The organism is Nocardia sp. NPDC059154, assembly GCF_042755705.1.
GTDB lineage: Bacteria > Actinomycetota > Actinomycetes > Mycobacteriales > Mycobacteriaceae > Nocardia.
In genome coordinates this window covers 401274-412805 of record NZ_JBHZCS010000001.1, presented here as the reverse complement: position 1 = coordinate 412805, position 11532 = coordinate 401274, and the positions used below count along the sequence as shown (strand labels likewise).

General features: G+C 67.5%; 14 protein-coding genes and 1 pseudogene. 10 read left to right on the top strand and 5 right to left on the bottom strand.

The window, feature by feature from the left end; translation table 11 throughout:
• Positions 1–167: 167 nt before the first annotated feature.
• The 4 genes and pseudogenes from ACFXN1_RS01660 to ACFXN1_RS01645 form a co-directional block, all read left to right on the top strand.
• Positions 168–290, top strand: a pseudogene (locus tag ACFXN1_RS01660) (hydrolase); the annotation flags it as partial.
• Positions 291–351: 61 nt separating this feature from the next.
• Positions 352–693 (top strand): hypothetical protein, encoded by a 342-nt coding sequence (locus ACFXN1_RS01655; RefSeq protein ID WP_379446212.1) that lies wholly within the window; start codon positions 352–354, stop codon positions 691–693.
• 8 nt (positions 694–701) lie between these two features.
• Positions 702–1025 carry a YbaB/EbfC family nucleoid-associated protein gene (locus ACFXN1_RS01650; protein ID WP_379394863.1) on the top strand — a complete coding sequence of 108 codons (324 nt, stop codon included), beginning with the start codon at positions 702–704 and terminating at the stop codon, positions 1023–1025.
• Between the two features lie 33 nt (positions 1026–1058).
• On the top strand, positions 1059–2309 hold the full coding sequence (locus ACFXN1_RS01645) for a primosomal protein (RefSeq protein WP_379381922.1): 1251 nt from the start codon (positions 1059–1061) through the stop codon (positions 2307–2309).
• 59 nt (positions 2310–2368) lie between these two features.
• Here the strand turns inward: ACFXN1_RS01645 and ACFXN1_RS01640 are convergent, their stop codons facing one another.
• The 4 genes from ACFXN1_RS01640 to ACFXN1_RS01625 all read right to left on the bottom strand — a co-directional run bounded on the left by ACFXN1_RS01640 (position 2369) and on the right by ACFXN1_RS01625 (position 5749).
• Entirely contained in the window at positions 2369–3460 is a 1092-nt protein-coding gene (locus ACFXN1_RS01640) for an adenosine deaminase (RefSeq protein WP_379394859.1), read from the bottom strand.
• Between the two features lie 130 nt (positions 3461–3590).
• The gene (locus ACFXN1_RS01635; RefSeq protein WP_379446210.1) at positions 3591–3944 is read right to left on the bottom strand and encodes an excalibur calcium-binding domain-containing protein; all 354 of its coding nucleotides are present in this window, start codon (positions 3942–3944) and stop codon (positions 3591–3593) included.
• A gap of 19 nt (positions 3945–3963) precedes the next feature.
• Positions 3964–5250: a thymidine phosphorylase gene (locus ACFXN1_RS01630; RefSeq protein ID WP_379446214.1), complete on the bottom strand. Its 1287-nt coding sequence runs from the start codon at positions 5248–5250 to the stop codon at positions 3964–3966.
• Positions 5251–5347: 97 nt separating this feature from the next.
• Positions 5348–5749: a cytidine deaminase gene (locus ACFXN1_RS01625; protein WP_379394855.1), complete on the bottom strand. Its 402-nt coding sequence runs from the start codon at positions 5747–5749 to the stop codon at positions 5348–5350.
• Between the two features lie 301 nt (positions 5750–6050).
• On the opposite strand from ACFXN1_RS01625, the gene sdhC reads away from it, so the two are divergent.
• From sdhC to ACFXN1_RS01600, 5 genes are all read left to right on the top strand, one after another.
• A complete protein-coding gene (sdhC, locus tag ACFXN1_RS01620; protein WP_379446209.1) occupies positions 6051–6443 on the top strand; it encodes a succinate dehydrogenase, cytochrome b556 subunit in 393 nt (130 codons plus the stop codon).
• A gap of 8 nt (positions 6444–6451) precedes the next feature.
• Positions 6452–6883 carry a succinate dehydrogenase hydrophobic membrane anchor subunit gene (locus ACFXN1_RS01615; RefSeq protein WP_354830186.1) on the top strand — a complete coding sequence of 144 codons (432 nt, stop codon included), beginning with the start codon at positions 6452–6454 and terminating at the stop codon, positions 6881–6883.
• 16 nt (positions 6884–6899) lie between these two features.
• Positions 6900–8669, top strand: coding sequence for a succinate dehydrogenase flavoprotein subunit (gene sdhA / locus ACFXN1_RS01610; protein WP_354830187.1), 1770 nt, complete (start codon positions 6900–6902; stop codon positions 8667–8669).
• Entirely contained in the window at positions 8669–9436 is a 768-nt protein-coding gene (locus tag ACFXN1_RS01605) for a succinate dehydrogenase iron-sulfur subunit (protein WP_379394853.1), read from the top strand. Before sdhA ends, ACFXN1_RS01605 begins: the two co-directional genes overlap by 1 nt.
• Before the next feature lie 206 nt (positions 9437–9642).
• Positions 9643–10128, top strand: coding sequence for a hypothetical protein (locus ACFXN1_RS01600; RefSeq protein WP_379435582.1), 486 nt, complete (start codon positions 9643–9645; stop codon positions 10126–10128).
• 111 nt (positions 10129–10239) lie between these two features.
• On the opposite strand, the gene ACFXN1_RS01595 is transcribed toward ACFXN1_RS01600, so the two are convergent.
• Positions 10240–10863 (bottom strand): PadR family transcriptional regulator, encoded by a 624-nt coding sequence (locus ACFXN1_RS01595; protein WP_379394849.1) that lies wholly within the window; start codon positions 10861–10863, stop codon positions 10240–10242.
• Positions 10864–10990: 127 nt separating this feature from the next.
• On the opposite strand from ACFXN1_RS01595, the gene ACFXN1_RS01590 reads away from it, so the two are divergent.
• Complete coding sequence (locus ACFXN1_RS01590) at positions 10991–11473, top strand: hypothetical protein (protein ID WP_379435584.1); 483 nt, start codon at positions 10991–10993, stop codon at positions 11471–11473.
• Positions 11474–11532 lie beyond the last annotated feature (59 nt).

Genomic DNA, 11532 nt, shown 5'->3' with positions numbered 1-11532 from the left:
GAGCTTGTGGCCTGTGGCGGTCCGGAACTGTTGCCGCTCAAGCGGAGAGAGGCAAAAGACACGCTGCCCTGGGAAGCGATCAGTGGACGCGCCGCGCTGGCCTGAGGATCCCAGCGCGGCGCGTTTCTCGTTATCCTCCCTGGTCAGCCCATATGTCCCCCTATCAACACTTCGCAATGGTGATCGGGAACGGGCAATTGGTGGAGGCGGGCGATCCGGTTCAGGTCGGGCCGATCCGGACCGAGAACAGCGGGATGCGGTTCCTAGGTTTCTACCGGCCCACTGCCTAGGTACTACCGGCCCACAGGTGTGGCATTCGGGCCACGAACAGGCGTTTCGAAGGGAGACAGGATGACGCGACCACGGGTTCCGGCGGTGACAGTCGCCGCGGCCACCAATCGATCCGGCACGGTGACGGTGCGCGCCACCGATCAGGGCATGCCGGTGGAGATCCGGTTCGAGCGCGCTGAATACCGGTACGGCGCACCGGCTCTCGCCGCCGAGATGCTCCGGCTCACCCAGCGCTCGGCGATCGTGGCCCGGGCGCGGCGGCGCGAACAGCTGGCCGAGGCCGGCGTCCCGGAGGCGATGCTGGACCGGCTGGGCCTGCCCACCCGGCGGGCCGCGGTGGACGAGCTGGACCGGCTCGACGACACCGATACCGGACAGACCAGTTGGCTGCGGAACCGATGAGCGCCGAAATGGACGCACTGGTCAAGGGCGTCAACGACAAGCTGGAAGCACTCGAGGCCACACTGCACGGGCTGTCCCGGATCCGTGGCCGCTGCACGTCCGAGGACGGTTCGGTGACCGCCGAGGTCGATGGCGACGGCGCGCTGACCGGGCTGTGGCTGGCCGAGTCGGTGACCTCGCGCGCTCCCGCCGAGGTATCGCGGCTGATCCTCTGGACGTGTCAGCGGGCGGCCGCCGAGGCGACCGCGCGGCGCTCCCGAATCATTGCAGGATTGAACGACTCACTGTCCGGCGGAGACGCCTCCAGAAATGTTGGGGGGCGGCCCGGATAGTGCCTGACGCGGCGACTGGATAGGCTTCCGGTCATGGCTTCTGGAGACATCGTCCCGATCGCGCTCGGCCTGACCAAAGGCGATCTTGTCACCCTCTGGGCACCCCGCTGGCGAGACGGTGACGATGAGTGGCAGGCGTTCCTCGGTCACGAGGAAGACCTGTACGGATTCGAGTCCGTCGCGGAGCTGGCCGCGTTCATTCGCACCAACTCCGACAACGATCTGGTGGATCATCCGGCCTGGAAGATCATCGCCGGATTGTCGGCGGCCGAACTGGAGCCGGAGGAGCAGTACGTCTTCGATCTGGTCGGCGTGCCCGAGCTGGCCGCCGACGACCCGGACCCGGAGGTGGTCTCCGAGCTCGAAGAGACCCTCGAGATGGTCCGCAATATCGGCGACGTGTGCGAACTCGACACCGTCACCAAGTTCTTCGGCTCGCACCCGGTGCTGGGCGCACTGGCCGGCGGCGTCGGCGCCTTCGCCGGGCGCGAGGGCGAGGAACTGTGGGACCAGATCGGCGCGGCCATCGCCAAGGATTGGGAAGCGGTCATCGACGCCATCGACTCGGTGGTGACGATTCCGGAGGTGGACGCCGACGCGGTCTCGGTCGCCGAGGCGGAACTGCTTGCGGCGCAGGAGAACATCGTCGACGCCGAGGACGCGGCCGAGAGCGATGACGACGAGATCGAGGCCGTCGACCTGGACGAGGACGACGAAGACGAGGAGGACGAGGAGCTCTCGTTCTGGCACGAGGTCGGCATCGACCCGGTCAAGATCGTCACCTCCGACGGCACCGTCTTCACCCTGCGCTGCTATGTCGACGACGAGCCCATCTTCCTGGGCAAGGACGGCAACATCACGGTCTTCGGTTCCGAGCGCGCCCTGGCCCGCTACCTGGCCGACGACCACGACCACGACCTGGCCCGGGTGAGCACCTACGGCGAGGTGCAGACCGCCGCCGTGGACGGCTCCCTCGATGTCGAGGTCGACGAGGAGAACGTCTACGTCCTGCCCGGCCTGTCCGAGGATCTGGCGGCCGGCCCCAAGTCCGTGGACACCGACCAGCTCGACCTGGCCGTCGAATTGTTCACCGACGCAGCCGATTACGCCGAGGACGACTCGGTCGAATCGGCCCTGGCCGTGTCCACCCCGCTGGGCTGGTACGTCTCCTACCTGCTCAACCCCGACCCGACCCGGATGGCCCCCAACCCGCCGTTCGCGGCGGAAGCGGATGCCTGGAAGGTCCTGGAGTCGGCCTTCGAGGGACGCCTGCAGAAGGGCTGATCGGAGACACGATTCGGGCCGCACCTCCGGGTGCGGCCCGAATTATTTTGCAGCACAACCTATCCCAGCAACACCGCGTAGCCCGGCTTGATCACCTCGTCGATCAGGCGCAGCCGGTCCGGGAACGGGATGAACGCCGACTTCATGGCATTGATGGTGAAGCGTTCCAGATCGCTCCAGCCGTAGCCGAAGGTCTCCGACAGCTTGAGCATCTCCTTGCTCATGGTCGTGTCGCTCATCAACCGGTTGTCGGTATTGACCGTCACGCGGAAGCGCAGGCGGGCCAGCAGATCGAAGGGGTGCTTGTCGAGCGAGGGCACCGCGCCGGTCTGCACGTTGGACGACGGACACAGTTCGAGCGGGATTCGCATGTCCCGCACATAGTTCGCGACCACGCCGAGTCTGGGACCGTCGGCCGAATCGGTGATGTCGTCGGTGATGCGGACACCGTGGCCGAGGCGCTCACAGCCGCAGAACGCGACGGCCTCGTGAATGGACGGCAGCCCGAAGGCCTCGCCCGCGTGAATCGTGAAGTGCGCCAGGTTGGCCCGCATGTAATCGAAGGCGTCCAGGTGGCGGCTGGGCGGATAGCCCGCCTCCGCGCCCGCGATGTCGAACCCGCCGACGCCGCGGTCGCGCCAGCGCACGGTGAGCTCGGCGATCTCGCGGGAGCGGGCCGCGTGCCGCATGGCGGTGAGCAGGCAGACCACGGTGATCGGGGTGCCGGCGGCCGCTGCCAGGGCCTCGCCCTCGCGGAATCCGGCGATGGTGTGCTCGACCACCTCGTCGAGGGTGAGCCCGGCCTCGAGGTGCTGCTCGGGCGCGAACCGCACCTCGGCGTAGACGACGCCGTCGGCGGCGAGATCCTCGGCGCATTCGCGGGCCACCCGGCGCAGGCCCTCGGGGGTCTGCATGACGGCGACGGTGTGCGCGAAAGTTTCCAGATAGCGCTCGAGCGAGCCGCTGTCGGCCGCGTCCCGGAACCAGTCCGCCAGCGCGGCGGCATCGCCTGCCGGTAACTGGTCATAGCCGCAGGCGCGAGCCAGCTCCAGCACGGTCGCGGGCCGCAGCCCGCCGTCGAGGTGATCGTGCAGGACCGCCTTCGGAGCCTGGCGGATCGAAGCGAGAGTGAGGGGCATCGGTCCAGTCATGTAGCAACGTTAGCCGCATTCCCGTGCTGCAGCAGGGCGGTTGACCGGACTCACCCCACAGTTCGGCATGTCGTTGCCGTCACGTTGCTGACCAGTACGAATCCTTCACCTATCGGGCACCGGCGAGCACCTAGCGGGAGCAGGCGACGCCGGTCCCGTCCGGATCGAGCAGCACCGAATACCCGGGCTGGCCCAGGTAGATCGGGCCCCCGCCCTGCGCCCACACCTGTTCACAGCTGGTGTAGAAGGGTGACGGTTTGGCCTTCTTCTCGGTCGAGGGCGGCGTCACATCGCCGCGCGAGAGCGAGTTCGGCTGATGGTCCCCGGAGGAATCGGACGGAATATTGTCCGCGGGCGAGGCCTGCGCGACCGGCGTCGGCGACCACGCGGCGGGCAGCACCGCGCCCAGCGGCGCGACGAGGCCGAACACGCCCAGCGCGGCCGCCGCCGCGGCCCGGCCTCGGAAATCGGTTCTGTGCTTCACAATCCCAGGCTAGGCCGGGTCAGGCGGTGATGCGGCCCAGAATCAGCGGCTGCTGCTCCACCGGCTCGGTCTCGGAGATGGTGTACGCGCCCCGCAGGATCTCGAGCGCGACCGGGAACGCCTCCGGAGTATCGGTGTGCAGGGTCAGCAGCGGCTGCCCCGGAACAATGGAATCGCCTGGCTTCGCGTGCATTTCGATACCCGCCCCGGCCTGCACCGGGTCGCCCTGCCGCGCCCGCCCGGCGCCCAGCCGCCACGCGGCCAGCCCGACATCGAGGGCGTCGAGGCGGGTCAACGTGCCCCCGCCGTCGGCGCGCAGGGTTTCGGTGTGGCGGGCCTGCGGTAGCGGCGCGTCCGGGTCGCCACCCTGGGCGCGGACGATGGCTCGCCACTGGTCCATGGCGCGGCCGTCGGCGAGGGCGTCGGCCGGGTCGATGTCGGTGATCCCGGCCTGCGTCAGCATCTCCCGTGCCAGGGCGAGGGTGAGGTCGACGACATCGGCGGGGCCGCCGCCCGCCAGCACGTCCAGGGATTCGCAGACCTCCAGGGCGTTTCCGGCGGTATGGCCGAGCGGGGTGTCCATGGCGGTGAGCAGCGCCACCGTCCGCACGCCCGCGTCGGTGCCGAGTTCGACCATGGCGGTGGCGAGTTCGCGCGCCTGGTCCAGCTGTTTCAGGAAGGCCCCGCGCCCGACCTTCACGTCCAGCACCAGCGCCCCGGTGCCCTCGGCGATCTTCTTGCTCATGATGGAACTGGCGATCAGGGGGATGGATTCCACGGTCCCGGTCACATCGCGCAGCGCGTAGAGCCGCTTGTCGGCGGGCGCGAGGTCGGCCCCGGCGGCGCACACCACGGCCCCGACGGCGGGATCCGACAGCAGTTTCCGCATGCGGTCCACCGGAATGTCGGCCTGCCAGCCGGGAATGGCCTCCAGCTTGTCGAGAGTGCCTCCGGTGTGGCCCAATCCGCGCCCGGACAGCTGCGGCACTGCGGCCCCGCACGCCGCGACCAGCGGCGACAGTGGCAGCGTGATCTTGTCCCCCACCCCGCCGGTGGAGTGCTTGTCGACGGTCGGGCGGCCCAGATCGGTGAAGTCCAAGCGCTTCCCGGTGTCGATCATGGCCCGGGTCCAGCGCGCGGTCTCGCGCCGCGTCATGCCGCGCCACACGATGGCCATGGCCAGCGCCGACATCTGCTCGTCGGCCACCTCTCCGCGCGTGAACGCGTCCACCACCCAATCGATCTGCGCGTCGCTGAGTTCACCGCCGTCACGCTTGGCCCGAATCACGTCCACCGCCGAGTGCACACTCACACCCTCCACCCTGGCATGCGCCCGGCCCGATGTGCACGGATTCCCGCGCGCGCCACGGCGATCAGCGGTTATAGCCCGCGAGCACCGACGGTCAGAGTTGCCCGGCGGCCAGATCGCCGGGGCCGAAGGAGTCCGGCAGCAAGGTGTTCAGGGTGACGGGGCCGCCGTGGTGATCGACGAGCAACTCGCCGCCGCCGTGTTCGAGCAGGATCTGCCGGCAGCGTCCGCAGGGCATGAGCACGGCGCCTCGGGAGTCGCAGACCGAGACCGCCCGGAGTCGCCCGCCTCCGGTCGAAATCAAGTTACCGACCAGTACACACTCGGCACAGAGGCCCAAACCGTATGAGATATTTTCCACATTGCAGCCGCTCACCACGCGATCATCGGCGGTGAGAGCCGCGGCCCCGACGGGGAATCGAGAGTAAGGGGCATAAGCCTCTTGCATGACTTCAAAAGCCTTGCCACGCAGGGTCTTCCAGTCAATATCCGACATTTCGGACCATCCTCCCATGGACGTGGCAGCACCCGCGTGATAGGCGTTCCGCCTGGTCGCAAAAATCAGGAAAGGCAAACCTAACTCACAACAATTTGGCCCAACGAGCGGCACGCCGAATTAGTTCCCCTTCAAAGCTGGGTTTAGAGTTCACGACAGATCGGTTCAGGTACCCGAAGCGGGCCTGCAGCACTGCCACCGGACGTTTGATTCCGCTCGTGAGCAGGTGGTTTCGACAGTCCGAAGGCTCCGCGCCGGATTCTGACCGGGTCCATCAACGACGTTGGAGGCACCGCACTCTATGACCACGCTAGAAGCTCCGGCCAAGCCGAAGCGGACCCTGTACCGAGGCGACCCCGGCATGTGGTCCTGGGCTCTGCACCGCATCACCGGCGTGACGATCTTCTTCTTCCTGTTCGTCCACGTCCTCGATACCGCGTTGGTGCGAGTCAGCCCGGACACCTACGACCACACGATCGCGACCTACAAGAACCCGATCGTCGCGCTCATGGAGATGGCTCTCGTTGTCTGCGTGCTGTTCCACGCGTTCAACGGCATCCGCGTCATCCTGATCGACTTCTGGTCGCAGGGCCCGCGTTATCAGCGGCAGATGCTCTGGGTCGTGCTGGCGATCTGGATCGTCGTCGCCGGCGCCGGCGTCGGCCGCGAGTTCTTCTACCTGCTGACGAATTGAGAGCCGACATGACCGCACCCGTTCTCGGCAAGTCCTACGACCGCCCCGCCTCCCTCGACGCTCCGCGCGCCCCGCGTCGCGTCGGCGGCAACAACTTCGAGAAGTACGCCTGGCTGTTCATGCGTGCCTCCGGCCTGCTGCTGGTCGTGCTGGTCATCGGCCACATGACGATCATGCTGATGCTCGACGGCGGTGTGCACCGCCTGAACTTCGCGTTCGTCGCCGGCCGCTGGGCCTCGCCGTTCTGGCAGATCTGGGACCTCACCATGCTGTGGCTGGCCCAGCTACACGGCGGCAACGGCCTGCGCACCGTCATCGACGACTACGCGCGCAAGGACTCCACCCGCTTCTGGCTGAAGACGCTGCTGGTCGTGTCCATGATCCTGGTCATGGTCACCGGCACCTACGTGATCTTCACCTTCGACCCCAACATCAGTTAAGGACAGGCCACCTCGAATGAGTGAATCCCGACCGATTCAGGAACACCGCTACGACGTCGTGATCGTCGGTGCCGGTGGCGCTGGAATGCGTGCGGCGATCGAGGCCGGTCCTCGGGTCCGCACCGCCGTGCTGACCAAGCTCTACCCGACCCGCTCGCACACCGGTGCGGCGCAGGGTGGCATGTGCGCCGCGCTCGCGAATGTCGAAGAGGACAACTGGGAGTGGCACACCTTCGACACCGTCAAGGGTGGTGACTACCTGGTCGACCAGGACGCCGCGGAGATCATGGCCAAGGAGGCCATCGACGCCGTGCTCGACCTGGAGAAGATGGGGCTGCCGTTCAACCGCACGCCCGAGGGCAAGATCGACCAGCGTCGCTTCGGCGGCCACACCCGTGACCACGGCAAGGCGCCGGTGCGCCGCGCGTGCTACGCCGCCGACCGCACGGGCCACATGATCCTGCAGACGCTCTACCAGAACTGCGTCAAGCACGACGTGCAGTTCTTCAACGAGTTCTACGTGCTGGACCTGATTCTCACCGACACCGACCGTGGCCCCGTCGCCACCGGTGTGGTCGCCTACGAGCTGGCCACCGGTGAGCTGCACGTGTTCCACGCCAAGGCGATCATCTTCGCCACCGGTGGTTCGGGCCGCATGTACAAGACCACCTCCAATGCCCACACCCTCACCGGTGACGGCATGGCGATCGTGTTCCGCAAGGGACTCCCGCTGGAGGACATGGAGTTCCACCAGTTCCACCCGACAGGCCTCGCGGGCCTGGGCATCCTGATCTCGGAGGCCGTGCGTGGCGAGGGCGGCATTCTCCGCAATGCCTCCGGTGAGCGCTTCATGGAGCGCTACGCGCCGACCATCAAGGACCTGGCGCCGCGTGACATCGTCGCGCGCTCCATGGTGCTCGAGGTCCGCGAGGGCCGCGGCGCCGGCCCGAACAAGGACTACGTGCTCATCGACGTGACCCACCTCGGTGAGGACGTGCTCGAGGAGAAGCTCCCCGACATCACCGAGTTCGCCCGCACCTACCTGGGTGTGGACCCGGTCAAGGAGCCGGTGCCGGTCATGCCGACCTGTCACTACGTGATGGGTGGCATCCCGACCCGCATCCGCGGCGAGGTGCTGCGCAACAACACCGACATCGTTCCCGGCCTGTACGCCGCGGGCGAGTGCGCGTGTGTGTCCGTGCACGGCGCGAATCGTCTGGGCACCAACTCGCTGCTGGACATCAACGTGTTCGGCCGGCGCGCGGGCATCGCCGCCGCCGAGTACGCCGCGCGTGCCGAGTTCGTGGACATGCCGGAGAACCCGGCGCAGATGGTGCAGGACTGGCTGGCCGGCCTGCTCAGCGACCACGGCAACGAGCGCGTCGCCGACATCCGCACCGAGCTGCAGAACTCCATGGACGACAAGGCCGGTGTGTACCGCACCGAGGAGAGCCTCAAGTCCATGCTCGAGGAGATCCAGGTCTTCAAGGAGCGTTACTCGCGGATCACCGTGCAGGACAAGGGCCGTCGCTACAACAGCGATCTGCTCGAGGCCGTCGAGCTGGGCTTCCTGCTGGAGCTGGCCGAGGTGACCGTGGCGGGTGCGGTGAACCGCAAGGAGTCGCGCGGCGGCCACGCGCGCGAGGACTACCCGGACCGCGACGACGTCAACTTCATGCGGCACACCATGGCCTATAAGACCAGCCCGGAGCTCATCTCCGATATCCGCCTGGACTACAAGCCGGTGGTGCAGACCCGCTACGAGCCGATGGAGCGTAAGTACTGATGACTGCTGTCGCTGAAACGCCGCAGAAGCCGGCTCCGGTGCCGGACGGGTCGACCATGATCACGGTCAAGATCGCCCGCTTCAACCCGGAGGACGGGAAGGGCCAGCACTGGGACGAATTCAAGGTTCCGGTGCTGCCGACCGACCGGTTCCTGAACGTGCTGATCTACATCAAGTCCTACCTGGACGGCACGCTCACCTTCCGCCGCTCCTGCGCGCACGGCGTGTGTGGCTCGGATGCCATGCGGATCAACGGCGTCAACCGCCTGGCGTGCAAGATCCTCATGAAGGACATGCTGCCCAAGAGCGGTAAGGAGCTGACGGTCACCGTCGAGCCGATCCGCGGCCTGCCCGTGGAGAAGGACCTCGTGGTGGACATGGAGCCGTTCTTCGACGCCTTCAAGGCCGTCAAGCCGTACCTGATCACCCATGGCAACGAGCCGACGTTCGAGCGCATCCAGTCGCAGCACGACCGCGCCCGCTTCGACGACACCACCAAGTGCATCCTGTGCGCCTGCTGCACCACCTCCTGCCCCGTGTACTGGAGCGACGGCAGCTACTTCGGCCCGGCCGCGATCGTGAACGCGCACCGCTTCATCTTCGACAGCCGTGACGAGGGCGCCCGCGAGCGCCTCGACATCCTCAACGATGTCGAGGGTGTGTGGCGCTGCCGCACCACCTTCAACTGCACCGACGCCTGCCCCCGTGGCATCGAGGTCACGAAGGCGATCCAGGAGGTCAAGCGCGCCCTCCTGTTCACGCGGTGAGGATTACCCACTCCCGGGCCACTCAGGGGTGAATCCCTGAAACCCCAGAGTCCGGGGCGAAACTCGAAGGCCGCCCGCATCTTCGGATGCGGGCGGCCTTTCCTGTGAGACGAAGGACACGGGAACCGCGGCGGCGGGTCCGGGCGTTCCCACTTCGAAGGCACCAAGTCCGGTCGCGGCCGGGCGCGCACGTAGAGGAACGTCCTGTGATCTGCTTCTTCGACCCGGCTCACGGCCCGGCCGCCATGCAAGTGACGTGGCAGCCGCAGTGGGGGGTAGCCCGTACCGTCGAGGTCTGCCAATTCTGTGCGCAGCGTATCCAGACCACGCAGCCGCCGTTCTATCAGCCGGTGCAGCAGGGTTATCCGCAGCCGGGGTATCCGCCGCAGCCCGGCTATCCGCCGCCCGGTTACCCCGCGCAGCCGGGATATCCGCCGCAACCCGGGTATCCGCCCCAGCCGGGGTACGCCCCGCAGCCGGGGTACGCTCCCCCGCCGCCGCGCCAGGGCCACAGCACCGGCGCCATGATCGGGGCGGGTGCGGCCGGTCTGGTGGGCGGCATGCTGATCGGCGAGATGATGTCCGACGATGACGAGCGCGACGAAGAGCGCGCCTACGAACGCGGATTCGACGACGCCGGCCGTGGCGACTACAACGGCGACGACTACAACAACGACGACGGCTTCTTCTGATCCATCGGCCGCAGCCGCCCGAAATATCGAGGCCGCCCGCATCTTTCGGATGCGGGCGGCCTTGTCCTATTGCGGGCCACCGCCGTTCGCGTGCGGTGCCGCGCTGTTCGCCTACACCGTGGTCTGATCCTGGAAGCGCGCCAGGGATTCCCACGACCAGGTCAGGCTGCCATCGGCGAGGTCGGCGAGAACGCCTTCCAGCCAGTGCGATTCGGCGGCGATGAGAGCGCGCTGGTATTCGTCCTCGAGCATGGTGATGCGCGGCAGCCCGAACTGCCCGGCCTGCGCCATGCCCGCGTCGATCGCCTCCAGGTCGGCACGCCGGGCGGCGGCCCGCTTCTCGAGTTCGGCGCGCGCGGCGGCGGGGGTGAGCAGCATCAGAAACGACAGTGCCGCAGGGAATTCCGGGAATTCGTTGCGCGGCGTGCTGACCATCTCGTTGATCCAGGCGATGCACGAGGTCCGGCCCGCGTCGGTGATCTCGTAGACGGTGCGCTCCGGGTACTGCTGATCGCGCCCCGTCTCGCGCACGGCCACCAGGCCGGCCTCCTGCAGGCGCGCGATCGTCTTGTAGAGCTGCGCGCGCTGCCCCACGTTCACGACCTTGTCCTTGCCCCACTCCTTGATGCGGCGCTGGATGGCGTAGGGGTGCATCGGCTCCAGGTGCAGGATGCCGAGCACCGCCATGGCCAGGGGCGACCGCTTGAACTGCGGGGCCTGCGTCGATGCTGTCATGCCGTCCATCTTACTAGGTGCCCAAAAACTAGTTTCGAAAAACTAGTTGCAAGGTAACTAGTTTATATGCCACTATTGAGGAGCAGGCGAACCCGACCAGCACCACCACCTCCGAAAGGACAGGGCCATGAACGCCATCGACACCACCAGCACCGGCGCCGACACCGTCAAGATCCACACCGACCACGCCACCACCAAGCACCTGGGCGACTGGACCCACTCCTCCTCGTTCGAGGTGAAGGCCCGCTACGGCAGCGTCGTCATCGACCTGCGCTCGCCCTGGATCGAGGGCGAACAGGAGATCGTGGTGCACGCCGACCTCGACCACGCCATGGTCAAGCTGCTGGTCCCCGAGGACGCGGTCATCGACCAGACCGAGCTGGCCTGGACCGGTCGCGGCCGGGTCAAGGACATGGCCCGCCCGCAGGACGCCACCGGCCGCGTCATCCGGCTCACCGGCTCCAGCACCAAGAGCGAGTTCCGCATCCACCGCGGCGGCATCGCGGTGCTGTCGGCCCTGTTCAGCCGCGAGTTCTTCGAGGACGCCAAGCAGGCGCACCGCGAGGGCCGCACCCCGACCCTGCTCGACCCGGCCAACGCGCCGCGCTGATCACCGCCTCCCGGCGGGGACCGGCGCCAAAAGGGCCCGCGGGGAGACGGCCTAGGCCC

Bases quoted from the DNA above. Each gene is read 5' to 3' on its own strand.
- ACFXN1_RS01650 (WP_379394863.1), top strand. From the start codon at position 702: ATGGACGCACTGGTCAAGGGCGTCAACGACAAGCTGGAAGCACTCGAG.
- ACFXN1_RS01595 (WP_379394849.1), bottom strand. From the start codon at position 10,863: ATGACAGCATCGACGCAGGCCCCGCAGTTCAAGCGGTCGCCCCTGGCC.
- ACFXN1_RS01615 (WP_354830186.1), top strand. From the start codon at position 6,452: ATGACCGCACCCGTTCTCGGCAAGTCCTACGACCGCCCCGCCTCCCTC.
- sdhA (WP_354830187.1), top strand. From the start codon at position 6,900: ATGAGTGAATCCCGACCGATTCAGGAACACCGCTACGACGTCGTGATC.
- ACFXN1_RS01645 (WP_379381922.1), top strand. From the start codon at position 1,059: ATGGCTTCTGGAGACATCGTCCCGATCGCGCTCGGCCTGACCAAAGGC.
- ACFXN1_RS01640 (WP_379394859.1), bottom strand. From the start codon at position 3,460: ATGACTGGACCGATGCCCCTCACTCTCGCTTCGATCCGCCAGGCTCCG.
- ACFXN1_RS01625 (WP_379394855.1), bottom strand. From the start codon at position 5,749: ATGTCGGATATTGACTGGAAGACCCTGCGTGGCAAGGCTTTTGAAGTC.
- ACFXN1_RS01655 (WP_379446212.1), top strand. From the start codon at position 352: ATGACGCGACCACGGGTTCCGGCGGTGACAGTCGCCGCGGCCACCAAT.
- sdhC (WP_379446209.1), top strand. From the start codon at position 6,051: ATGACCACGCTAGAAGCTCCGGCCAAGCCGAAGCGGACCCTGTACCGA.
- ACFXN1_RS01605 (WP_379394853.1), top strand. From the start codon at position 8,669: ATGACTGCTGTCGCTGAAACGCCGCAGAAGCCGGCTCCGGTGCCGGAC.
- ACFXN1_RS01590 (WP_379435584.1), top strand. From the start codon at position 10,991: ATGAACGCCATCGACACCACCAGCACCGGCGCCGACACCGTCAAGATC.